The 24,576-nt window shown below is 41.2% G+C and carries 17 protein-coding genes; 13 read left to right on the forward strand and 4 right to left on the reverse strand.

Going from position 1 to position 24,576, the window contains the following annotated elements; all coding sequences use genetic code 11:
• The first annotated feature begins 11 nt into the window (after positions 1–11).
• From rlmF to CKW03_RS14280, 12 genes are all read left to right on the forward strand, one after another.
• The gene (gene rlmF, locus CKW03_RS14225) at positions 12–896 is read left to right on the forward strand and encodes a 23S rRNA (adenine(1618)-N(6))-methyltransferase RlmF (protein ID WP_093098095.1); all 885 of its coding nucleotides are present in this window, start codon (positions 12–14) and stop codon (positions 894–896) included.
• Positions 897–1,361: 465 nt separating this feature from the next.
• Positions 1,362–4,325, forward strand: a complete 2,964-nt coding sequence (locus tag CKW03_RS14230) for a SusC/RagA family TonB-linked outer membrane protein (RefSeq protein ID WP_093098097.1) — start codon at positions 1,362–1,364, stop codon at positions 4,323–4,325.
• A gap of 6 nt (positions 4,326–4,331) precedes the next feature.
• Positions 4,332–5,837, forward strand: a complete 1,506-nt coding sequence (locus tag CKW03_RS14235; RefSeq protein WP_169919011.1) for a RagB/SusD family nutrient uptake outer membrane protein — start codon at positions 4,332–4,334, stop codon at positions 5,835–5,837.
• A gap of 11 nt (positions 5,838–5,848) precedes the next feature.
• Positions 5,849–6,949, forward strand: a complete 1,101-nt coding sequence (locus CKW03_RS14240; protein WP_093098098.1) for a fasciclin domain-containing protein — start codon at positions 5,849–5,851, stop codon at positions 6,947–6,949.
• 24 nt (positions 6,950–6,973) lie between these two features.
• Positions 6,974–8,065: a DUF5007 domain-containing protein gene (locus CKW03_RS14245; protein ID WP_093098100.1), complete on the forward strand. Its 1,092-nt coding sequence runs from the start codon at positions 6,974–6,976 to the stop codon at positions 8,063–8,065.
• Between the two features lie 11 nt (positions 8,066–8,076).
• A complete protein-coding gene (locus CKW03_RS14250) occupies positions 8,077–11,238 on the forward strand; it encodes a SusC/RagA family TonB-linked outer membrane protein (protein ID WP_093098101.1) in 3,162 nt (1,053 codons plus the stop codon).
• Between the two features lie 5 nt (positions 11,239–11,243).
• On the forward strand, positions 11,244–12,788 hold the full coding sequence (locus CKW03_RS14255) for a RagB/SusD family nutrient uptake outer membrane protein (RefSeq protein ID WP_236736494.1): 1,545 nt from the start codon (positions 11,244–11,246) through the stop codon (positions 12,786–12,788).
• A gap of 1 nt (position 12,789) precedes the next feature.
• The gene (locus tag CKW03_RS20495) at positions 12,790–13,545 is read left to right on the forward strand and encodes a fasciclin domain-containing protein (protein ID WP_157739538.1); all 756 of its coding nucleotides are present in this window, start codon (positions 12,790–12,792) and stop codon (positions 13,543–13,545) included.
• 4 nt (positions 13,546–13,549) lie between these two features.
• The gene (locus CKW03_RS14265; RefSeq protein WP_169919012.1) at positions 13,550–15,160 is read left to right on the forward strand and encodes a DUF5008 domain-containing protein; all 1,611 of its coding nucleotides are present in this window, start codon (positions 13,550–13,552) and stop codon (positions 15,158–15,160) included.
• 10 nt (positions 15,161–15,170) lie between these two features.
• On the forward strand, positions 15,171–16,889 hold the full coding sequence (locus tag CKW03_RS14270) for a LamG-like jellyroll fold domain-containing protein (RefSeq protein ID WP_093098107.1): 1,719 nt from the start codon (positions 15,171–15,173) through the stop codon (positions 16,887–16,889).
• 11 nt (positions 16,890–16,900) lie between these two features.
• Entirely contained in the window at positions 16,901–18,277 is a 1,377-nt protein-coding gene (locus CKW03_RS14275; protein ID WP_093098109.1) for a BT_3987 domain-containing protein, read from the forward strand.
• 17 nt (positions 18,278–18,294) lie between these two features.
• Complete coding sequence (locus CKW03_RS14280; protein WP_175486305.1) at positions 18,295–19,332, forward strand: PKD domain-containing protein; 1,038 nt, start codon at positions 18,295–18,297, stop codon at positions 19,330–19,332.
• Positions 19,333–19,750: 418 nt separating this feature from the next.
• Here the strand turns inward: CKW03_RS14280 and yajC are convergent, their stop codons facing one another.
• From yajC to CKW03_RS14300, 4 genes are read right to left on the reverse strand one after another with little or no spacing between them, the layout of a single operon-like run.
• A complete protein-coding gene (yajC, locus tag CKW03_RS14285) occupies positions 19,751–20,062 on the reverse strand; it encodes a preprotein translocase subunit YajC (RefSeq protein ID WP_093098112.1) in 312 nt (103 codons plus the stop codon).
• A 27-nt stretch (positions 20,063–20,089) separates the two neighbouring features.
• Entirely contained in the window at positions 20,090–20,533 is a 444-nt protein-coding gene (locus CKW03_RS14290; protein WP_093098113.1) for a DUF1573 domain-containing protein, read from the reverse strand.
• Positions 20,534–20,544: 11 nt separating this feature from the next.
• Positions 20,545–21,495, reverse strand: a complete 951-nt coding sequence (nusB, locus tag CKW03_RS14295; protein ID WP_169919014.1) for a transcription antitermination factor NusB — start codon at positions 21,493–21,495, stop codon at positions 20,545–20,547.
• 48 nt (positions 21,496–21,543) lie between these two features.
• On the reverse strand, positions 21,544–22,614 hold the full coding sequence (locus tag CKW03_RS14300; protein WP_093098116.1) for a Glu/Leu/Phe/Val family dehydrogenase: 1,071 nt from the start codon (positions 22,612–22,614) through the stop codon (positions 21,544–21,546).
• A 147-nt stretch (positions 22,615–22,761) separates the two neighbouring features.
• Between CKW03_RS14300 and CKW03_RS14305 the strand changes: the two genes are divergently transcribed.
• On the forward strand, positions 22,762–24,492 hold the full coding sequence (locus tag CKW03_RS14305) for an ABC transporter ATP-binding protein (RefSeq protein WP_093098118.1): 1,731 nt from the start codon (positions 22,762–22,764) through the stop codon (positions 24,490–24,492).
• Positions 24,493–24,576: the final 84 nt, after the last annotated feature.

The raw sequence follows: 24,576 nt of genomic DNA on the forward strand, positions 1-24,576 counted from the left end.
CAGTAAAAATAATGGAAAAAAACTCAAAAAATCTACACCCCCGCAATAAGTTCAATCAGGAATATGACTTCAAGAAACTGATCAAACATGTTCACCAATTGAAGAAACATATCGTAGTTCTTCCTGATGGCCGTCAATCTTTAAACTTCAGAGATCCGGAATCTGTTTTCCTTTTAAACAAAGCATTGTTGGAATCAGAATACAAAGTCAACAACTGGGACCTATTGAATGGCAGCCTTTGTCCTTCCATTCCGGGAAGATTGAATTATATCCATTATTTAGCTGATCTCATCCAACCTAAAAACCCGAAGAAAGTCAATGTGCTGGATATCGGTACTGGCTCTAGTTTAATCTATCCCATTCTCGGCTTCTTAGAATACCATTGGAACTTTGTGGCATCGGATACCCATATCCCTTCCATACAGCATGCTCACAAGATCCTGAACGACAATCCTTATCTAAAAAAAGGAATCAAGATAAGACAGCAAGAAAACAGTGACCATATCCTCAAAGGAATCATTCAACCCAACGAATATTTCGACGCCATACTTTGTAATCCCCCATTTTACAAATCGCGTGATGACTACAGGCAAACGGTTCTGAAGAAAAACCAAAAACTACATCAGGAAACAGAAAGCACGAAAACCAACTTTCAGGGTCTTTCGAATGAGCTTTGGTTCCCAGGTGGAGAAAAAAAATTCATCAGCAATATGATCTACGAAAGCTTTGACTTAAGAGATCAAATTGGCCTATGTTCTGTCCTGGTTTCCGATAAGGATAACTTAAAGCCATTAAAAGCAATCTTGGAATACCACAAAACCGAGGATGTAAAAATGACGCAAATGAATCAAGGCAACAAGATCAACAGAATTCTTTCTTGGCGGTTGAATAAATAAGAGGAAAGTTTAGTATTACTTCTTTTAACTGTTACAAATTTCTAGGTCGACTTTAACGTTAAAGCAGATTTGGACAGGATTCGCTATTTTTTTAAAAAAAATTTGCTAAAACGTTTTTTATTTATAAATTAGTCTTAACCATTAACAAAACTAATACTAACAGTCACTTTATGAACTTAATTTTACCTACAAAAATCTGCAATTTATTTTCCGGCTAATTAAAGGAAATCTTATTTAATCTTTACCCAAACTAAACACAATTGACCATTGTTGTACCGATATCCTATTACCCAAAAACTTGAATTATGAACCAGAACAAATTGCATTTCAACTTTAAGAACAATTAACGGATTTAGAGCATAGTCTTTTATTTCCCTTTATTGAACGGATGGCTCCCTTCTGGAATTGCTGTCCGAAACCTACTAGTATCTACTATTTTACTAACCTATAAACAGCACTACAAATATGAGTGTATTATGGAAGTTTAAATCGTTATTGATTTTTATGTCTATGTCCGTGGGGCATGCGCATAGTCATAACGTTGATTTTGCCAACCTATCCCTGCAGGACACCACCGGAACGGATTCCATTCCTGCGATCGATACCTTGGCGGAGTTAAAGCCACTTTATGAACTAGACCTACCTAAGTTCAACACCCTTCGGAACATGAAAACCAATTCCCTGATTACTGCCAATAGTTTGCAGCAGTATATCAAAGGTGAATTACCGGGCGTCTATGTCTCTGAATCAAGCGGTGAGCCTGGAAGCAATATCCAGATGTTCGTGCGCGGTATCAGTAAACCAATCCTGAACAATCGGGATATTTACAATACCCAACCCTTGGTCGTTCTAGATGGTGTTCCCTTAATCGGTGAACATCCCTTTGCATTTGATGTACAGAACTTTGACATCGAACGTATCGGAACTGAGAACAACCTGCTTGGCAATATTGATTTCGACAATATCCAAAGCATCAGGGTATTAAAAGACCTCTCCGCAATCGCAACCTATGGCCCTTTAGCTGCCAATGGAGTGATCGAGATCACATCCAGGAAGCCTGAAGGCGATGGCGACAAAAGAATAGCAGTAAACAGCTATATTGGAATGTCACAACGCCCTTCGGTGACCACCATTAACGGGGCTTATGAAAATGCTTTTAGAAAGCAGTTTTATGATCTATACACCACCAATGGTAAATACAACCAGGATGATGTCTACCCAATCTATTTAAGTGACTCCTTAAATAATGATTACTATGGCCCATCAAACTGGTCTGACAGCTATTATTCCAATGGTTTGAACCATGGTATCAATGCCAATATCTCGGGTGGACAGCCTCGTGCTACTTTCCAGTTCTCGCTCGGAAATGTTAAGACCACAGGTGTAGCCGATGATACCAAATTCGACAAATACAATGCTCGTTTCTTCCTGAACCTGAGACCTTTCAAATGGCTAAACTTTGAAACTCTCTTCAACGCATCTAGGTTGAACAGAGACCGCAACAGAAACTTGCGCAACAGATTTGCCATGATGGGATACCTTCCGGACTTAGGTGCGCCTCTTGCCCCTAACAAAGAAGTCTATGATTTATACCTGAAGGAATTCGACAAGAGCTTTGACAATAACTTCAGCAATATTCTAGAAGGATTCTTCCGTCTACAAGTGAATGTTGGAGCCTTAAAGATCCGCAGTAAGTTTGCCGTTGATTACAACGAAGGTTACCGCGATCTGTTCTACCCAAGCACCATCTTGGAGAAAAGCAATTTCGCTTCCAACTACTATGGTTACAACCAACGCTTATTGGTGGATAACCAAGTTTCCTACGATATAGAAAACGATGCAAACTATTTCTATTTCGAAGCTGGTAACACCTTGATGTGGGATACCTATAAATACAACTACGCTTATGCATACAAAGGTGTCAATGACTTTATCAAGATTAACCTCTTAGATTCTGATCCAAATAGTGGCAACTACCTAAATCCTACTGCCTTCCCTAGACAATTGGTCTATAAGTTCTTGGACAGAACCAAGCACAACATGGTCAATTTCTATGGTAAAGCTTCCTATACCTACAACGAGGCCTATACAGCAGCCTTGACCCTTCGTTATGATGCATCATCGAATGCGCAGCCGACCACGAGATGGTTCTTGTCTCCTATCCTAGCCCTAGGATGGAATGCAAAGAACGATTTCATGAAGGATAACGAATCGGTTAGCCTATTTAATATTAGAGCAAGCGTCGGCAGGATCGGTCATTACAACCTATACGATAATTACGGACAAGGGCCTAGCTATACAGCAGAAATTGGCTATACCGGTAATGCAATCGTTCCGGGATACAATGGTTTTGCGGCATTAGTTCGCCCTTACAACGTAGGATGGGTTGGTTATGACCTTCCTTGGAGCTATTCAGACAACCTGAACTTAGGCTTTGATCTAGGCTTCAAGAACCGCGACATCCAAGTATCCTTTGATGCTTACATTCGCGACAGCAAAGATCAGTTGATCATGTTGCCAGGCAAGAAAGACTTCGGTTATGATTACCAATATGAAGCCGGAATGGATGTACGCAATATGGGTATCGATCTTTCCGCTTCGGGAAATGTAGTGCAAAATGACAAGATCACTTGGAACACTGGATTAGTCCTAGGTGTGAATACCAACAAGCTATTGGCCTTGCCAAATAACTTGGATGAAATCGAAGTGAACGACAGATTATTGAAAGTCGGTGAAAGAATCGATGCATTCTGGTTGTATGAAAACAATGGAATGTACCAAACTGACCAAGAGGTTCCACAATCAGGCGGTCAACGCATGACCTACAATGGAATCATCTTGAAAGCTGGAGATCCAATCTGGTCTGATACCAATGGCGATAACCAAATCACCAAAGAAGACAAAGTCCTTCAAGGCAATATCATCCCTAAGCTTAGCGGCTCATGGAATAATATGGTTGCTTACAAAAACTTTGATCTGAACCTGAACTTCTACTTCAACTTGGGAAGAAAGATCGTCAACCAAGAGATGTCAAACCGTTTCAACTTTATTGAAAACGAGAATGCCAGCAGTATAAATTCAATCAAAGAGATTACTTTTTGGGAGAAAAGAGGAGATTACGATAAATATCCATTGTACAACCCTTGGTCTTCCGTGGCTCCTTTCCAAACCAATCAATCCTTGTTCCTTGAGGATGGTTCCTTCTTAAAACTAAGAACAGTGACCTTAGGCTACAACTTCAAGGACATCATCGGAGACCGTCTAGGTAAAAAAGGAGATTTCTACGTCTACTTATCTGCCAACAACTTATTTACTGTCAGCAAATATTCTGGAAGGGATCCAGAACTGGTGAATTACATGGGTTACGACCAAGGTTATTCCCTTCCGATTCCAAGAACATTTGCCTTAGGATTCAAACTTAAACTGTAACCGATCATGAAAAGAATATTAATCATTTTAATCGTATTGAGCCAAGTTTTCGTGTCCTGCAAGAAAATGCTGGACATTAATTCCACTCGATTGGTTTCAGAAGAAAATATGTGGCTGAGCATGGAGGATTCCAGAGCGGCCCTAATGGGGATTTACGGATTGACCAAATCCGCCCTCAATGATAACAATGCACATTGGATCTATGGCGATGTACGTTCAGGAGAATTCTCCGTGCCTATCCGCCAAGACTTGAAAGCTATCGCCAAACACGACCTCAATGCTTCTTTCGGCGTAATGAATGACCTAAAGAGCTGGAGACGCTGGTATGCAGTAGTGAATGCTGCCAATATCTTCCTTGAACGTATCCAGGAAGTTAAGGACAATGACCAACGCTATACCAACAACAATATGGTGGTGGATATCGCTCAAGCCCGTTTCCTACGTGCCTTTGCCTATTTCTACATGGTACGCATTTGGGGAGATGTTCCATTGATCGTGGCTTCTAAGGAAGGTACTTTTGATGACCAACCTCGTGAAGATCAAAGCAAGGTGATGGCCTTTGTGGAGCAAGAGTTGCAAAAGGCAGCCAATGACCTTCCATTCCTTTATAGTTCCAATGACCCTCAACAACAAGGTAACTACTATAACGAATACAACAGCAGATGGAATGGCGCATTAGCCCGTAAAACTACGGCTTATGCTATTTTAGCTCATGTTGCAGCTTGGCAAAGTAATTATCCTGATGCTGCGGCTTACGCCAAATTCGTCATTGACAACCAACAGAAAGGTAGCTTGGGTTTAATCCCTACCAATAACCTAACGGATCCCAATGGATTTTTCTACGACAAAAACCCGAACCAGTTATTAGGTTTCGGACATATTTACAACCACGTAGAAGGTTCCTTTACAGGGCATATTGAAGAGTTGACCTTGGCATCGCCAGTGGTAAACAAAAGCATCCCGGATATGTACATGTCCAAAGACAAGATCCTTTCCATCTTCAATGAATCAACCGATGAACGTTTCTCTGCCGATACCTTAGGAAACCCAGTAACCGAAGTATATTTCAAAAACTTCAATGGACAGTATCCTATCTTCAGCAAAGTGAAATGTATCATGGGTGGAGTAACTGACCCTACATTCAGGTTCTATTCCAGTGCTACCGTATTCACTCGTCTTGAAGATATGTATCTATTGCGTGCAGAAGCTTTAGCCGTTATCGGGGAACAAGCTGGTGCCATCGACCTATTGAATTCCATTCGTGAAAGAAGAGGGCTTACCAACTATTCAGCTGCTAAAAACGGTGAATTGATCGACGCCATCTTCCAAGAGAGAAATCGAGAGTTGATGGGTGAAGGGCATCGTTGGTACGATATGGTCAGACAGTACAAGATCAAGAATGATAATTCAGATCTGAGCAAACTGATCCGTTCCAAAGGACATTATTGGCCTATCTCGCCTCAAGTCTTGACCCAGAACAAATTATTAACCCAAAATGAATATTGGAAATAAACCGTATAACCATGAAAGTCAACAATCTATTTTATAGTTTACTCTCCTTGATTTTGGTTAGCGGATGCACCAAAGACAATGGATATTACAACGAGTCGGTAAATAAGGTGACTTATGATGGTACTATTTTGGAGTACCTTCAAAGCAAGCCCGGTGTTTTTGATTCTCTACTGAAAGTATTGGATCGCACAAAAATGCAAGCCGTTCTCGCTTCAAACGATAAATACACCTTCTTTGCGCCAACCAATCAGAGCTTTCAATTAGCAATCGAAAACTTGAACAATACCCGCAGAGAATCGGATAAACCTTTGGAATATCTAGCCAATGTGGACCTCTTGCAATTGGACACCATGATGGCGCAATACCTGATCAAAGGCTTCTACCCTAGTGATTCCATGATGATGAAAGATGGAATCCAGCTGCACGACTTCAAGTACAAAAGAACGATGAACGCTAAATTAACGACAGCGACCTCATCTGGATTTGAAAGCGGCGGTCCTAAGGTCATTGAATACTCGGACACCAAAAACAGCCAATTCACCAGAAACTGGATTACCGCAACGACTGCTTCCATCAATATCGAAGCGAAGAATGGGATGATCCACGTTGTTTCTCCGAACCATGTTTTCGGTTTCAACGACTTTGTGACCCGATTGACCTACATCCCACCTCCACCAAACTTATTCGTAACTGTTGGCGGTAAATTCTCGGTATCACGCGAAAACGATGGTGGTATCAATGCTGTAGAAGCTTCGAAATATGTGTTTGATGGCAATCCAGAAACCAAGTATCTGTTAGGTAGTTTCGGTGGAAACTGGATGCAAGTGGAACTAAACGAACCAACTGCAGCAAATGCCTATACCCTAACCTCAGCGAACGACGCGGTTGAAAGGGATCCAATTGACTGGACCTTGACGGCATCTGATGATGGATCAAACTGGGTAACCCTGGATTCTAAATCTGGAGAAGAATTTACATCTAGGTTCCAACAACGTGTCTTCTGGATCAGTAACACCAAAGCATACAAGTATTACAGGTTAAATGTACAACGTGTTCGCTCTGGAGATCTATTCCAATTGGCTGATTGGAGCGTAAATAAAGGAACTAAATAATCTATTAACCTTAATTGAAGAAAAATGAAAATCAAAAATAGTATCCGATTGCTCTGTCTCTTTATAGGGAGTTATGGATTATTTACCGCCTGTTCAAAAATGTACGACCTTCCTGAAGACAGGGATTTTATAAGCGAAAACATCAATTATATTATCAAGGTCATCGAACCTACCCTAGGCAGGACCAATGTCTTTACTTCCCTATCGGAGGATAACTCTACCCTACCGATGAAGTTTGAAATTGTCAATGCTAGGTATGGTGACGGTCGTCCTGTAACAGACTTATTTACCAATGTTAAAACCTATGAATGGATCCAGGAATACGATGGAAAGGAAAAATCATTGGCAGAGATCGAAGCGAAGAGAAAATTGGTGGAAAAACCAGCATTCGAAGTTGATAGCAATGGCCGATTGATCTTATGGGCTGGAGCAACAAACGCGGTCATCAAACCAAGACCTGTCGATACAGTCTTGAAAACGCAAGATATCCGTTTCTTTGACCTGAAGGTTCAGAACTCGGGAGGCACCCAGATCATCAAGGACTTCCAATTTATTCCTTGGCGTGAGATCCCTTATTACCCAGCGACGGACATCAACCCTTATACCGGGGGGAAAGCTCCAGATCCGCAACGTCCTAAGGATACCACCAGACAGGATTATATCATCCCAAGTTTCTTAAGCAATGTAATTGGCGAAAGGACGCAATTGCCTTTGGTTAACAATAACATCCAGAAAGATGTCGTGGTTTACATCCGACCATTTTCTGGAGGCAAAGGCAACAGCTTACGTTTCAAGTTCATGGGTGCTGACGGTAAGTTTATCAATCCCGTGAAATTCAATGAAACCCGATGGGACTTCCTAGTCCATGGATTCAGTAAAGTGACGACTACAGAATATGTACAATACGATGTGGCCTATCCGATTCCATTAACCTCATTCCGCACAGACTTTTCTTCTGGTGGAACGGCCAGTGTGTCTTTTGCCTATTCCAGGATTGGATTTGGAGGAGACCGTACAGTGGGTCAATTTGGACTGAACTTCGCGATCTATAAAAAGGGAGATTGGGAAATCGTTTTCCATTTCCGTAATCAGAACCCAAAATTCGAGGATGAATAAACCTTAGCCTTATGAAATTACAGAAACTAATCATATTAATCTTAAGCATTTTTAGCCTACAATTTGCTTATGCTCAGAACCAAAACCTGCGTGGTCGAGTGGTTGATGAGTCTAATAATGGTATTGCCGGCGTAACAGTGATAAATGCGGCGACCAATAGGGCTATTACGGCAACTGACGACAATGGTAACTTTGGCGTGAGTATAGCCCCAAATACAGCATTAATTTTTAAAGCTGTAGGTTTTAATCAAAGAAGAGTAACGGTGAGAGCCAACCAAACGACCTTAACGGTTCAAATGAGCTCCACTCAAGATCAGGTAGAAGAGGTCGTAGTCCGTGGATATGTGGCCCGTAAAAAGGAAAATACCACAGGTTCTTCTTTCACACTTGGAGAAAAGGATATCCGTGACGTCCCTACTGCCAACCTAGAGCAATTGATGCAAGGTAAGGTACCGGGATTGAACGTACAGGTAAATACCGGTGCACCAGGTTTTAGGGGCTCAACTCAAATCCGTGGTCTTTCTACCCTTTCCACCACAGGTTCAGGTAGCGAGTCCATCTTGATGCCTACATCTCCCCTATATGTAATCGATGGGGTTCCGATGGATGCAGATAGAGCTTCAGAATTCGGTCTACAACAACAAGGACCGGGTATCTCGCCGCTTTCCTTGATCCCACCTGAGGATGTGCAGAGCATCGAGATCTTGAAAGATGCCCAAGCGACATCACTTTACGGTTCTCAAGGTGCCTACGGGGTAATCATTATCACCACAAAACGTGGTAATTCTCCTGTGCCTAGAATCAACTATACACACAGTACCTTCTTGAAGACTCCACCAAAATTGAGAGAGACTTTAGGAGGTAACCTAGAACGCCAAATCAAAATCTGGCAGATTATCAATAACGCGAGAACACAGGCCGAAATTGACAGAATCATGCAAACTCCGATGCTTGCAGATAGTTTGAATGCATTCTTCAATAACTCAACAAACTGGCAATCGCTTTATTACCAAAACACATTCAACCAAAACCATAACTTAAGTTTGGATGGTGGTAATGAAATCCTTTCCTATAAATCCAATTTGGGTTATTATGGGGAAACCGGGGTAATCAAGAATACAGGCTTCAACCGTTATTCAGCCAACTTGAGAATGGATTACCGTCCTACAAAACGCTTTGAATTTACAGGACAGGTATTTGCTCAGTTAGGTAAACAGAATAAAGGTGATGGTACAGGTATCCTTCAAACTGGGGTATCAACAGGCGGTATGAACTCTACCCTATTGCCTCCTCCGGGATTCTTCTCGGCAGACAACGATTATATCTCTGCCATTAGAACCAAAAATGATAACAGTTCCAAATTGATCCGTCCGTATGTGGAAGGTAAATTTGAGATCATCCCAGGTCTGAGATTACAGTCGGCTATGAGTTATGAATTTGCTTCAAACAATGAAGACAAATTTACACCGGCTGCAGCTGCAGGTCAGTTCTCTGAAGTCTATTCATTTGCTGGTCGCGAATCAAACCTATACAACAGAAATATCCTGAACTATACCAAGGATATCAATGAAGACCACAACATCTTTATCAACTTGTTCAATGAGGTAAGACATAACCAACGTCAGAATACCATCACCAAACAAGCGAGAACACCAAATGACCAATTCGAAGGTCCATTAGGTTTCGATGGTTATTTCTCTAGAGGTGGTGGTGTATTGTCCAACTTCAGAAATGAGAAAGCGCTATCATTTGCCCTTGCGACTACCTATAGTTACAAAAGCAAATATATCCTAGATCTATCCTATCGTTTGGATGGTTCCTCTGCCAATGGTTTCAAAAACCTTTATACCAAGAATCCAGCTGTCGGATTTCGTTGGAATGCACACCATGAAGAATGGATCAAAACCCTTCCTTGGATCAACCTTGCATCCCTACGCTTTACATGGGGTGTAAACGTAATGCCAACCAGTACCTTGGAACGTATCTATGGTAAGTATGATATTTCTGGTCTTTACAATCAGATCAATGGTATCGGTATCAACTACGAATTTATTCCAAATCCAAACTTGTTGCCAGTTACCTCCATGCAGTATAACTTAGGGGTAGACCTTACCTTCCTGAACAACAAAATTGAGATCATTTACGATACTTATTATAAGAGGGTAGAAAACCTATTGTTTGAGTCTTTCTTGAACAATACTTCCGGATTTGACAAACTTCACTCCAATGATGCTGGACTAGCAAACTATGGGCATGAGATTGCGTTGAACTTCCGCCCTCTTTCGGTCAACAGTCCATTCAACTGGACCCTGTCTATCAATGGTGCTTACAACCAAGACGTCCTATTGCAATTGCCTGACAACTTTAGAGGACAATTCATCAAATGGGATGGTCAAGCAGATAGATTGCACATGGTAAACCGCGTAGGTACCTCAGCTTTATCAAATTACTTGTTAGAAAATATCGGAGTATACGCGACGGATGCCGATGTACCAGTGGATCCGGCTACCGGCCTTCGCTACCGTACTTCGGATGGAACTTTCTTCCAAGCTGGGGACCCAATCTACGTAGATAGAAATGGAGATTATATTTTAGACAACCGTGACTATGCACGTGCTGGTAATACGCAACCACTATGGACTGGTGGGGTTCAAAACACTTTGAACTACAAAAACTTCCAGTTATCGATCTATGCCTCTTACACAGCCAAGAGAACCATCTTGAACTATGCCTTAGCACAACGTCTAAACCTGTATAGAGATCCTTTTGGAGGTGGTTTAGTCGGAGGCAAAAGTGATGGAGCCACTGCCATTGTCCCTATTGAAAACTTAGATATCTGGTTGAAGGACGGTGATATTGCCAAGTATCCTTATCCATACGATTTCTCTAGAAATGGCAGTGTTCAACCATTCCGTTATGATCAGACCTTATGGGAAGAAAACGGTAGTTATTTCAAAATCAACAACATCATCTTCGCTTATGTTTTCGATCGTGATATGTTGAGGAGATTTAAACTAGATCGCTTCCGTATCTATGCTTCAATGGACAATGTATACTCCTTCTCTTCGTATTCAGGGCCAAACCCTGAAAACGTAACGAGCTTAGGCCGTGATGCATCAAACGGATATCCAGTACCAAGAACTTACACCCTAGGCTTCAACCTTTCATTCTAATGACTATGAAAAATTTGATAAAAAATAAATTAGCTGTAATTGGACTTGGGATTGCCTTAGGGTTCAGTGCAACCAGCTGTAATAAATATCTAACCGTAGAGCCTATTGACCGATTGACAGGTAATAACTATTACCTATCCCAACAGGATGTTGAATCCAATATGGCCTTTATGTACGCTAGGTTCTTTGAAAAGATCAATGAAACCTGGGTAATGGGCGCAATTGGAGAAGCTAGATCCGGGGAAATATTTGTTTCTGATGGCGCTAATAGCTACAGCCAAAGAAAGGTAATCGAGGTCTTAGGCAAAAACCAATTACCTGTCGCCATGTATTCTTCGCAGTTCGACTGGTATAGATTATATGTGATCAGCGATTGGAAAAAGTACTATCAAGTCATCCAAAGTGCCAATATTCTAATTGAAAAATTAGAAGAAGGTATCCCTGGGGTTACTGGTTCTGATCAGAGCAGGTACATAGCCGAAGCAAAATTCATCCGCTCATTTACCTACTTCTGGATGGTCAGGTTATATGGTGATGTACCGTATTATACCGACCCATACCATACTGACCCACTTCCTCGTGAAAACATGGTTTCAGTGTTGAATAAATGTATTGCTGACCTGACTCCACAAAAAGATCTAATGCCTTGGTCATTGAATGATCCAGGACTTAGAGGGGCAAGACCTGCAAAAGGTGCCATTATCGCCTTGTTGATGCACATGAACATGTGGAATTCAAGTTTCGATCCGGGCAACAAACAAAAGTACTTGACAGAAGCAGCGGCCCTTGGCAAGCAATTGATCGACAGCAAGCAACATAAACTGGTTGCTCCGTTCACTGACCAAAACTGGGCAGTTGTCACAAAAGGTAGAAGTGAAGAATCCCTTTTTGAGTTCTACAAGAGTATCAACTACGGAGACAATGTAGCCGCTTTAGCGCCATTCTGGGATCACTTCTTGCGTTGGCCATATAAATTCCCTCGTTTCAACAACCAGTTGAGCCACTGTTATTTTATCTCTTCCTACATGAACCAGATCTTCCCGGAAGGTGATGCAGACAAGAGAAGAGAGATGTGGTTTGAAGATATTACTTCAGACAATGGACGGTTTGTGTTGAGAAAGTTCGGTACCAACGTGTATGCTTCTGGAAACGAAGATAAAAACCCTGACAATACCTTCAGTATTTTCCGCTATGCTGATGCTATCCTACTTTACGCTGAGGCCTGTGCCGAATTAGGTAAAGATGCAGAAGCAACAGCCGCAGTGAACTTGGTTCGTGATCGTGCTCAAGCCTCCCGTTATAGCGGTGGCGGTGGTGCTGATTTGAAGAACTTTATATTCCTAGAAAGAGAAAGGGAATTGATCGGTGAAGGCCATCGTTATTTTGACCTGATCCGTACCCGTAGGATCCTGAGCTCAGAATGGACCATGTCCCCGCTTACACTGGATCAATACAACCGTGGCGGTTGGACTTGGCCTATCGACCCGTCGGCCTTGAACAACAACCCGCACATGAAATTAAATGAATACTGGACTACAATTGGACGATAAGATGAAAAAGATATTTAAACCCCTGCACATCGCTCTTTTCCTTTTCGGAATCCTGTTTATAAGCAGCTGTAATAAAGATGATTATTATGAGGATGGTGGATTGGCAAATGCTGAATTTAACGGTACTATTTTGGAATACCTGGAATCGAAACCGGTATTATTTGATTCCTTAGTCCAAGTCATCAAACTTGCTGGCCTAGAAAATGAATTCAAGACCAAAGAGTTTACCTTTTTTGCACCATCGGATCCGGATATCAAGCAATTGATCGGAACCATTAGGACTGGCAATTCACTCAACACCTATCTCTACAACCGAGGATTGGATACCATCCAAAAACTGAGTGATATTGACTCGGCAATCTGGAGAAAAAACTTGTTGCGCTATATGTTTAATGGAAAGAATAAACTGGCAGATTATCCACAGATCGACTTCTCTTTGATGGGTACCTATCCAGGACAAAACTACATTTCTCAATCGGGGTATGTATCCAATATTGGTGTAGTTTTCAATGATATTGTTCAGATGAGTGGTGCAACAGAAGTGTCAAGATTGAAATACAAAGGCTACAGACAATTGCACCTGTCCTTTTTCCCTGATGCTTCCAATCCAGATTGGTATGTCAGTTACCCAATAGGTACGTCAGACATACAACCCAACAACGGTATAATCCATGTATTGGACTACACCAAAAGTGTATTTGGACTGTACCCAGGTTCGGAAGAATTTATCCTAGATGTTGCTCAAAGTAAACGATAAAATTATGAACAAGTTAGCTAAATATTATATATTCATTTTTGCGGTCTTCGGATTGTTCTCTTGTTCCAAAGAAATGGATTACCATGCTGAACCTTATCAGGAAGGTAAAGAAGCTTTGGGCATTGTACTGGAACGTACGCAAAAACCCGCACCTGAAACAGGTGGTCCAGGTACCCAAGTGAAATTCAAGGTGTCTGGTCTGGCGGCCCATAAAGACAAAGCCATTTTCAACTTCAATGGCCAAAAGGCAGAAATAGTATCCATTACCGATTCTGAGATCACCGTTAAAGTGCCAGAATTCGCCAGTACCGGTATTACCAGTATCCTGATTGATGATATCATTTTTTACGGTCCAAATTTCTTTGTTCAAGGAAAGGTGAAAATAGACCCTTCTTGGCAAGCGACCTATGGTGCCTCAGGTGGTGGTATCTATGATATCTTACAAACCGTAGAGGAGAAAAACATCCTAATCGGATCTTTTACCAATTATGAAAATAAAGGTAATATCAAACCGACCAATAGAATTGTCAGGACCTTTAAAAATGGACAGTTTGATGCTAGTTTCCGTCCTGGAAATGGTGTACAAGGTTTCTTGAGTAATATTGTCCAAATCCAAAACGCGTACTACATCGCGGGAAATTTCTCTGGTTATGATCAGCGAACTGACAATATCTCCAATTTGACCCGTATCAACTTAGTGGGACAGATCGATACCATGGCCGTAAAACCATATCGCCCGCCACACTTACCGGATACCATCAAATACTACCCTAAATTCAATGGTGGATTCAATAGTATGATCCATACTATCAATGAACACAATGGAAAAATATTAGCCGTTGGAGATTTTAGATATCATATCCATAGAACTTACGGTAAACCAAACTACCTAGAGACCAGAGATTCGGTGATCCTAGACAGTACCGAGATCCGCTCAGTAGCCTTATTGAACCTCGATGGTAGCCTAGACAAGACTTTCCGTTTTTCAGGAGGCAAAGCATTTGCAGGTGCTAATGGCCCTACCAAAGGCTTCTACCACAAAACCGGAAGTTTAAAGGGTAAAACCGTTATCTATGGTTCCTTCACCAGTTTTGACTCGGAAGCACATGGATATATCGTCCGCCTAAATGCTGACGGAACGGTAGACAAGACCTTCAACGTCGGAAAAGGTGCCAGCTATAAAGTGGAAAGTGTGACTTATAACGAGAAGACTGGAAAATATATGTTGACCGGAGATTTCAAAACCTTTAACGGCGTAAATACACCAAAATTGGTGATGCTGAATTCCAACGGAACTATTGACAATACCTTTAAGGTTAAAGCATTCAATGAAGGTTCCAATACTAGGTATGCACTACAGTTGGAAGATGGTCTCATTGCGGTATCTGGTTATTTCCTTTCTTACAATGGAATAGCAAGGACTAACTTTATGATCATCGACGCGAAAGGTGACCTAGTGAAAGGCATGAACAATACCGGTTTAGTAGGCGGATTGATTTCGAAAATGTATGAAACCAAGTCTGATGATGGTAAAAGAGCCATCCTATTGTTGGGTGATTTCTTCAAATTCGACAACATAGATGCTAGAGGTATTACTAGAATAACCATTGAATAAACTCCTAATTATGAAGAAACGTATTTTAAACTCCATTTCAGCCATTATGCTGATAATTCTGGGCCTTAATATCACTTCCTGTCAGGAGGAATTCTCTAAGGTTATTCCAGAAAACGACACGGATACCGTAGATGTGATCTACGGTACTCCAAAAGTATTGTTATTGATAGCCGATGGTGCCCGCGGCGAGTCCGTACGCACCTCCAATGTGACGACGATCAATGCCCTTCTTCCCCACTCTATCTATTCATGGGTTTCACTAAGTGAAGAAAATGCTGCAGGTATTTCTTCCAACTGGGCCAATTTGTTCACCGGTGTAAACTATACCAAACATGGCGTGCGGGAAAATGACCTAGAGGCCAATAAATTTGATGCTTATCCTCTATTGGCTGCCAGGATCAAAGAATCATCTGGTGATTCCATCAAGATGAGCACTATCAGTCCGAATGCTACCTTCCTTAAATATTTTGGTGCCAATACCAAAGCGCAGGCTGCCCAAAACGATGAGGATGTAACCACTAAAGTAATCAATGACTTGAAAGACGAAAAGCTCTCTTTCATTACAGGTCATTTTACAGCGATCGATGCTGCCGGAAAAACCGCAGGCTACGATGTCTCTAAACCAGCATATAAGGCTGCTATCGAAAAGTTTGATGGACAGGTTGGTCAGATCATCAAAGCCTTGGAAGCAAGACCGAATTACGCTAAGGAAAATTGGATGGTGATCATCACTTCGAGTCAAGGTGGCGAATATGAAATCCCACCTGCACAAAATGACAATACCATCTTTAGTAATGCGGCACTGAATACCTTCACTATTATTTATTCGCCAAAATATGCGACCAAATTTATCGGTAAGCCATTTATTGGAAATAAGTTCATCGGTGATTTTATGCGCTTCAACGCAGAGAACTATGCTCAATTGGATGTTGGTGACAACAGTATTTTCAATCTTGATAACACTGACTTCACGATCGAACTGAAAATCAAAAAGAACAAAGGTCGCGACAATAACTATGCCTTCTGGTATCCTTCCATTATCGGCAAGAGACAACATTGGCAAGGCGGTTGGGGCGAAGATCCAAGCGGCATCGGTTGGGTAATCCACTTAGATGGGGAGTCCTGGATTTTCAATGCCCGCGGGGATAAAGGTACCGGTGAAGTGAAAGCTGGCCGCAACATGAACCGTGGTACTTGGAACTCGATCGCTGTCACTGGACAGATGGTAGATGGCAAGAGAACCGTTAGGTTGTTTACCAATGGCGAACAAACCAAAGAAGCTGATATTACAGGCTGGGGTTCCATTACATCGGATGCCAAATTCCGCATCGGTTTCCTAGAGACTCGTGAAGGCTGGCGTTCCGATGCCTACATAGCCGATGTGAAATTCTGGAAAGAGGCTCTTTCTCCAGAAACCATCAAACAATACAGTTGTGATGTAGGTATTGTATCAAACCATCCGAACATTAATTTCTTGGCTGCCTATTGGCCAATGAATTCAAAGGATGCAACAACCATCGTGGATGAAGGTCCATTAGGTGCAAACCTGAAAACAAACGGAACTTATCCGATTACCACATTGAACGATTTCATTTGTGCGCCTACTTCGTCAACATTGAGTTCAATGGTACCTAGAAATATCGATATCTCCACGCAAATTATCAGTTGGTTGAAAGTACCAAGACAATTGAGCTGGGGTCTTGATGGTCGTGTTTGGATTGATAAATAAACCTATAGATTATGAAAACCATATTGAAATTATTCAAAAATATATACCTGCCGATCCTTTGTATTTCCGTCTTGTTCGGATGTAAGGATACAGCCTTGGAGGATTTCTCCCTCAAACCGGGCTCTGCTACGACGGTGGGTTCGGGGGACATCGCTGGTGGCATTACGAAAACCAATGAACAGATCACCGTTCCGGTAAGTATCAAACTGAGCACGCCCGCTTCTAAAGCTTTTGATGTAAACCTAGCGGTGAATCAGAAAGCTGCAGCGGACCATATCAAAAACAAGAACCTAGGCAGTAATTACATTGCTATCAAGCCAGAATCTATCTTTTTACCAAACAGTACCAAGGTTAATTTCGGAGCAGATTCAGCAGTGTTCAATGTTACGATAACCCGTACCGAGGTGGAAAAATATTTCGGAAAGAACATTGTCATTGGCTATAGCATTACCAATGCTGGAAAAGGAAACAACATTGATAAAAACAATGCTACGGGGGTACTAATCCTGAAAGTTAATGACCTGATCACAGAGTCAGACATACATTTCATTTCCTTAACCAATGGTGCAGGTGCGGTCTTAGAAGCTAAAAACCAAGTAAATTATGTCAGCTCATCCTCTGGGATGACCATACCATTGGGCATTAGCTTAGCAAGTTTCCCTGGTTCTGCTTTCACGGTGGAGGTGGTTACTTCGACGGATACCATCGCCCAATTGATTAAAGCTGGAACACTACCAGCAAATACCATCGGGCTAACACCGGAGCAATATACTATTCCTAGTAAGGTATTGGTTCCAAGCAATGCGAAATCAGCAGGTCTTGAAATCAACGTTCCTTGGTCGGTAGTCAATGCTAATCTGGACAAAAAACTGGCTGTATTGGTAAAACTAAGCTCTTCTACCCTACATGTGCTCAATCCACAGAAAAACTATAGCATCATATTGATCGATTCTGAAAACGTGGTTGAGGTGGATGTAACGAATCAAGGCGAATATTTCTACAGTAGGGATAATGGAAACCAAAATGAAAATGCTGTCAAATTGATTGACAACAACTACAACAGTAAGTTCCTATTGTTCGATTTCGTAGACCTAGAGCTGAAACTGGTATATGATGAGCCACAGAAGATCGGTGCTTATACCTTCACTTCAGGAAATGATGCCCAAGAAAGAGATCCAGCAGAATGGGTGCTTTATGGATCCAATGATGGAACCACTTGGGAAGCCTTGGATACACGCAGAACAGAAGTTTTCAATAACCGTACAGAAACTAAACGCTTTAACATTCAATTCCCTAAAGCGTACAAACAGTTCAAGCTACATATTGAAAGAACGAGAAGCAGTAGTTTATTCCAGATGGCGGAATGGAGAATGGTTAGAATTCCTTAACAATTACAATGATCAGAATGATGAAAATAATGAAATATGCATTTTACTGCTTGATCTTGGCTTCGATCAGCAGCGCATGTACAAAGGATGAACAGGGGGTTCCTGAAATCATAGAAAAAGAGCCGAAGCCAACGGCAGCTTTTACCTATGCATTGGCAAATGCGAACGACCCCTTTACTTATAAATTCGACAATAAGGGAACTAATTTCAAGGAAACGCGCTGGTCCTTCGGTGATGATAGTACATCGTCTATTGCAGGACCATCCCATACCTTCTTGAATACTGGCACCTATGTCGTAAAAATGGTAGCATTAAATGGAGAAGGCTATTGGGCACAGCGGGAGGAAACTATCCGCATCTCTGCAGCCAACTTGATCAAGGTAAATACCAAAACCGTTGGAGCAGGTAAACTGAACTTGTCTTTCACAACCAATATGGCCGTGAGCAAAACAGAATGGCGTGATGGCTATAAAACTTCTGGAGCGATCCTCAGTACCGACAAAACCATTGATCTGACCTTTGACCCGGGAACCTTTAAAGAGATCCAGTTAAAGCTGACGACCGCAAAAGGATCGGTAGCGATGATGAACCTTTTTGTATCTGAATTGGGACTGATCAAAGATGTGACTACCTTTGAGAACATGTTCTCGGTATCCCATGAGAACGGGGGTGGTCCAGATGGTGGAGAAGGATCCAAGAAGATGATCGACGGTAATATCACAACCAAGATATTTGTGGGTGGTGTGGGACCAAATATGAGCTGGCAGTTCCTATTTGACTCGCCACAAGTGGTGAATGGCTATAGCTTGACTTCTGGTAATGATGCGCCAGACCGTGACCCAAGGAGATGGAAAGTGGAAGGCTCCATTGATGGTAAAACATGGGTAGTGGTTGATGAAAGAGGTCCTGAATACTTCACAGAAAGAAGACAGTCTAGAACCTTTAATTTCACCAATAAAACCGCCTATAACTATTATAAATTCTCCATTACTGAATTGAATGGTGGAAGTAACTTCCAGATTTCGGAAGTCCGAATCCTTGAATTCCCTCAATAGAAATTCCACATAAGAATTTAATACGTTAGTAAAATCCTGGTTGCTGATTCTGTTTACAGAAAAGGCAATCAGGATTTTTTTTACCCTTCCCTTTTAAGAGTAATATTTTAAGTTTGACCTTATTCGAGACACATTGCTAAAACTCGCAAAATGACCCAATAAATTCCAAAGGAATTCCCGACACTTTTCCGAAGGTTTCCCGAACATGTCTCGAATATGCCTCGAATGAAACCAAAAAAAATCTCGCTGCATTTCAAAAAAAATCTCGCTGCATCTTTTGAAATGCAGCGAGATTTTTTTTGAAGTATTTAGTAGTTAGTATTTAGTATTTAGACACCTATATAGTCTTCAAAAGAACCTAGTGGGATCCATTGTACGCCAACACAAAGTCTAAATACTAAATACTTTATACTAAATACTATTTAGATTCAGTATTCAAAGCTTTAGAAGCTTCTAGAGAGATAGCCGTTTTGTCAAAGCGGATTTTAACACCATTACCTACGTCTACTAAGAAAGTTTTATCACTTACTTCAACGATACGGCCGTGGATTCCAGCAGTAGTCACTACTCTAGAGTTTACACCAATTTCTTCGATATATTTTTTGTGTTCTTTTTGCTTTTTCATTTGTGGTCTAATCATAAAGAAATAGAAAACCACAATGATTAATACCATAGGAATTAACTGTGTAAAGCCACTTCCTCCTACTTGTAATAAAATTGTTGAAATCATTTGTATATTATAGTTTATAGTTACTTATTAGATTGCCTCTACTTCACCTTTCAATTGAACGGTGCTGATGTTTGCCTCAGCATTGGAAGCAATGGTGATTATTTTTTGTTGTTGTCCGACTTGGCCACTGCTGTTGAACTCCACAGCGATTTCACCCACTTTCCCTGGTAATACCGGAGTGGTGGTAAATGTTGGCGTGGTACAGCCACAGCTTGCTGAAACTTGGGAAAGGATTACAGGGCTAGTGCCTGTATTCTCAAACTTGAAAACATGCTTAACGACTTCGCCTTCTTTGATCTTTCCGAAATTATAAACGGTTTCCTCGAATTCCATTTTTCCGATTCCATCGTTCCCTTCAGTAGTTGCTGATTCGGTTGTATTTTGTGCATCAGCATCTGTTTTCTTGCCTTCTTGGTTACAAGAAGCAAACAGAACTGTTGCAGCAACAAATGATAAAATAAGTTTTTTCATGTTAATATGATTTAAGCGATCAATCCCCTACCTTCTTTTTTGATACGTCTTTGCGCATTCAGGTCGGCAAGGATTTTATCTAAGATACCATTGATAAAGGTACTACTTTTCAAGGTACTGAATGATTTCGATAGTTCGATATATTCGTTGATGGTTACTTTGACAGGAATAGTTGGGAAATTGATCAACTCTGTGATTGCCATACGCATCAATAGGTTGTCTAGCAAAGCGATACGGTCAGATTCCCAGTTCTTGGTCTTCGCAGCGATCATATCTTGGTACTCATCAGCATATTTGATGGTCATCTTCAATAGATCGATAATGAAATCCTTGTCCTCTAACCAGCTCGGAGTCAAATCAGCTAATTTGTTTTTGGCAGGAACTTCAGAACTGAAATTCTTGAAGGTCTTGGCAATCATAGCCTGAAGCACTTCCTTGTCCACTTGCCAATTGATGAAACGCTCGTCTAATGCCTGCTCGATATCTGGTGATTTCAAGATGATCTTTTTGAAGATATACTTAATGATATCTTTTTCGGCTGAAATAGAGCGGTCTTCAAGATTTAGGTATTCCAGGTAGGCTTCTGAATCTTTTAGTTGGGAAAAGATAGAACGAACAATTTCCGGATCGTAATTCCAATCAACTTTATAGCGCTTTACCTTCTCTAGGTATTCCCTGTTTTGTCTCAAGGAATCGATGAAGGTATTGCTGTTTAATTTGGTAGAAGTAAAGGTCTTATCCTTATCTGATGGAATCCACTTATTGGCGATTCCCTCCACATCGACTAGGACATACTCAGCCACTTCATCTAGGAGATTCAGTGTCCAGATGTACATTTCATCGACTTCCTCCACACTTTTGAGCAGACTTTTCTCAAAATTGACGATGTTCTTGTCTTCCGACAAGCTGTAGGCATACAATGTCTGCATGACCTTTACCCTAAGGTGTCTTCTATTTAGCATAATTTATTGAAAGAACGAATATTTAATAAAGAACGATATTATACTATATTATTTTAACTTTCTCATGTCTTGAATACGCTTTTCAGCTAATTCTTTAGCGGCCTGATAAGTAGAGATATTTTCTTCTTTTGATTTTTGGATTACGTGTCTGGTTGCGGTGTAAATGTAACGGATCAAGTGATCAGTGCGATCAGCACCATAACCTTCTAATTCCGAGAAACAGCTGATCAATGCACCAGCATTGATTAAGAAATCTGGAGTATAAAGGATGTTGTTATCCTTCAATAATTGAACGGTTTTTTCCTCTTCCAAGAGTTGGTTGTTCGCAGAACCAGCGATAATCTTGCAACGCATACGTGGAACTGTATCTGGATTCACTGTACCGCCTAATGCACATGGAGCATAAACATCAGCATCCAATTCAAAGCTAGTTGAGTAAGTAATAGGTTCAGCTTTATATTTCGCTGCAATTTTCATCTTACGCTCTTCAGTCATGTCAGAAACATAAACCCTAGCATTTTCAGCACGTAAAAGAGATACTAAATGCTCTCCTACGCTACCTACACCCTGTACAGCGATCTTTCTTCCGGCAAGGTTATCATCGCCATAAAGCTCTTTGATAGCCGCTTTGATACCGTAATAAACGCCTTTGGCAGCAAATACGGTAGTATCACCAGAACCATTCAATGAAGTTGGCAAGCCAGCAACATAGTTAGTTTCTGCATGAATGTATTCTAAGTCTTTTTGGGTGGTACCCACATCGATGGAAGCGATAAAGTTTCCATTCAATCCGTTGATAAATCGTCCAAAACGACGCATTAAGACTTCTGATTTTTCGGTTCTGTTGTTACCAATGATAATGGCACTACCTCCACCTAGGTTAAGACCAGCAAGGGAAGCTTTATAGGTGATGGCTTTCGATAGACGCAAAGCATCTTCGATAGCTTCGGCTTCTGTAGCATACGGCAACATACGGACCCCACCGATGGCAGGTCCTAGCGTGGTGTCATGGATAGCTACAATAGCTTTCAAACCAACTTCCTTATCATTACAAATGAAAATATTTTGATGGTCTGAAACACGCATCAAATCAAATAACGAGGTAGAATCTTTTTGCATAAACAAACAAAATTAACAGGTACAAAATTAGCAAATTATTTAGTTCTTTAGCCAAAAGCCTTAAAATATTCGATTTAGGGCAAACTATTGACATTATCACAACTTTACTGCATAGTTTATTGAAAATTATCCATTATTTTTGTTCAAATGAAGGAACTATCATACCTCAATAAATTTTTCTATAAATATCGTTGGCGCGTCATCCCAGGTGTGATATTCGTAATTATATCCAATTACTTCGGAATTCTGCCTGCACAGGTCATCCGTGAAGCCTTTGACTTGGTCAAGGAAAACATCGACCTGTACCGATTGTACGACGGCTTTGATAGGCAATCCATTATTTATGAGGTATTCAGTAAATCCCTTCTTTTCTTTGGTATCGTGGTATTGGTTCTGGCACTATTGCGCGGGATATTCCTTTTTATGATGCGCCAGACCTTGATCTTGACCTCAAGACATATTGAATATGATATCAAAAATGAAATCTATCAGCATTATCAGCAATTAGATTTCGCCTTCTACCGCAGGAATAATACAGGTGACCTGATGAACCGTGCGACAGAAGATGTCAATCAGGTGCGTAACTATTTAGGTCCAGCCATCATGTATGCGATCAATACCGTGGTATTGTCCATCATGATCATCTATGCCATGTACAATGTCAATGCGACATTGGCTACCTATTCCCTCCTTCCTATTCCAATTATTTCGGTGATTATCTTATTTGTAAACAAGGTTATCAATAGACGCAGTGAGCGGATCCAGCGGCAATTGTCGCAGTTATCTTCTTTTGTCCAAGAAACATTTTCAGGTATCCGGGTCATCAAGACCTATACCCGTGAACAGGACAAGATGGATAATTTCAAGGTGGAAAGTGATCGCTATAAGGATATCAACCTGAACTTGGTAAAGGTGCAGGCTATCTTTTTCCCTTTGATTATTTTCTTGATTGGTTTCAGTACCATAATTACGGTTTATATCGGTGGATTGGAAGTGAATGCAGGTAATATCACGGCGGGTAATATTGCCGAATTTATTATCTATGTCAACCAATTGACCTTCCCTGCGATGTCATTGGCTTGGGTAACTTCCTTAGTCCAACGAGCAGCGGCATCCCAAAAACGGATCAATGAATTCTTGGATACCAAATCTGAAATTGTTGGAGGTCAACTGACCCAGGAATTGAATGGCGACATCCAATTGAAGAATGTTTCCTTCACCTATCCGGAGACAGGTATCAAAGCGATTGACAATGTCAGTTTCCATATCCCTGCAGGGAAAACCATGGCTATCATAGGTCGGACAGGATCTGGTAAATCCACCCTTGCGAACCTGCTGATGCGCATGTTTGATGCTGACCAAGGTGAAATCCTGTATGACCGCCGCAATATCAAGGACTTTGAGCTGAAATCAGTTCGGGAGCAGATTGGTTTTGTGCCGCAACAGGTCTTCCTTTTCTCGGATACCATCGCCCGCAACATTGCTTTTGGTCTGGACCAAGTCGATACTCCTAAAGTGGAGCAAGCCGCGAAGGATGCTGTGGTTTATGATAATATCATAGGTTTTGATGAAGGTTTTGAAACCCATATCGGAGAACGTGGAATTACCCTGTCCGGTGGTCAAAAGCAAAGGGTCTCCATCGCGAGAGCTTTGGTAAAGGATCCTAAAATCCTGATGTTTGATGATTGTCTTTCGGCAGTGGACACCAAGACCGAGGAAGAAATCCTGCATAACCTAGGTAAAATCATGGATGGAAGGACTTCTATCATCATTGCCCACCGTATTTCGACCATTAAAAATGCTGACCATATCATTGTCCTGGAAGATGGAAAAATCATCGAAGAAGGAACCCACTTAGAGCTCCTAAATATGGACTGAGAATACGCCTCCCTCTACGAAAAACAATTGTTGGAGGCTTAAAAATTGTCCTTAAAAAATATTTTCAAATAATTCTTCGTCCCC

The organism is Sphingobacterium mizutaii (assembly GCF_900187125.1).
Lineage (GTDB): Bacteria > Bacteroidota > Bacteroidia > Sphingobacteriales > Sphingobacteriaceae > Sphingobacterium > Sphingobacterium mizutaii.

Bases quoted from the DNA above. Each gene is read 5' to 3' on its own strand.
- CKW03_RS14280 (WP_175486305.1), top strand. From the start codon at position 18,295: ATGATGAAAATAATGAAATATGCATTTTACTGCTTGATCTTGGCTTCG.
- CKW03_RS14265 (WP_169919012.1), top strand. From the start codon at position 13,550: ATGAACAAGTTAGCTAAATATTATATATTCATTTTTGCGGTCTTCGGA.
- CKW03_RS14250 (WP_093098101.1), top strand. From the start codon at position 8,077: ATGAAATTACAGAAACTAATCATATTAATCTTAAGCATTTTTAGCCTA.
- CKW03_RS14270 (WP_093098107.1), top strand. From the start codon at position 15,171: ATGAAGAAACGTATTTTAAACTCCATTTCAGCCATTATGCTGATAATT.
- CKW03_RS14275 (WP_093098109.1), top strand. From the start codon at position 16,901: ATGAAAACCATATTGAAATTATTCAAAAATATATACCTGCCGATCCTT.
- CKW03_RS14300 (WP_093098116.1), bottom strand. From the start codon at position 22,614: ATGCAAAAAGATTCTACCTCGTTATTTGATTTGATGCGTGTTTCAGAC.
- CKW03_RS14305 (WP_093098118.1), top strand. From the start codon at position 22,762: ATGAAGGAACTATCATACCTCAATAAATTTTTCTATAAATATCGTTGG.
- CKW03_RS14290 (WP_093098113.1), bottom strand. From the start codon at position 20,533: ATGAAAAAACTTATTTTATCATTTGTTGCTGCAACAGTTCTGTTTGCT.
- CKW03_RS14235 (WP_169919011.1), top strand. From the start codon at position 4,332: ATGAAAAGAATATTAATCATTTTAATCGTATTGAGCCAAGTTTTCGTG.
- rlmF (WP_093098095.1), top strand. From the start codon at position 12: ATGGAAAAAAACTCAAAAAATCTACACCCCCGCAATAAGTTCAATCAG.
- nusB (WP_169919014.1), bottom strand. From the start codon at position 21,495: ATGCTAAATAGAAGACACCTTAGGGTAAAGGTCATGCAGACATTGTAT.
- CKW03_RS14240 (WP_093098098.1), top strand. From the start codon at position 5,849: ATGAAAGTCAACAATCTATTTTATAGTTTACTCTCCTTGATTTTGGTT.
- CKW03_RS20495 (WP_157739538.1), top strand. From the start codon at position 12,790: ATGAAAAAGATATTTAAACCCCTGCACATCGCTCTTTTCCTTTTCGGA.
- CKW03_RS14255 (WP_236736494.1), top strand. From the start codon at position 11,244: ATGAAAAATTTGATAAAAAATAAATTAGCTGTAATTGGACTTGGGATT.
- yajC (WP_093098112.1), bottom strand. From the start codon at position 20,062: ATGATTTCAACAATTTTATTACAAGTAGGAGGAAGTGGCTTTACACAG.
- CKW03_RS14230 (WP_093098097.1), top strand. From the start codon at position 1,362: ATGAGTGTATTATGGAAGTTTAAATCGTTATTGATTTTTATGTCTATG.
- CKW03_RS14245 (WP_093098100.1), top strand. From the start codon at position 6,974: ATGAAAATCAAAAATAGTATCCGATTGCTCTGTCTCTTTATAGGGAGT.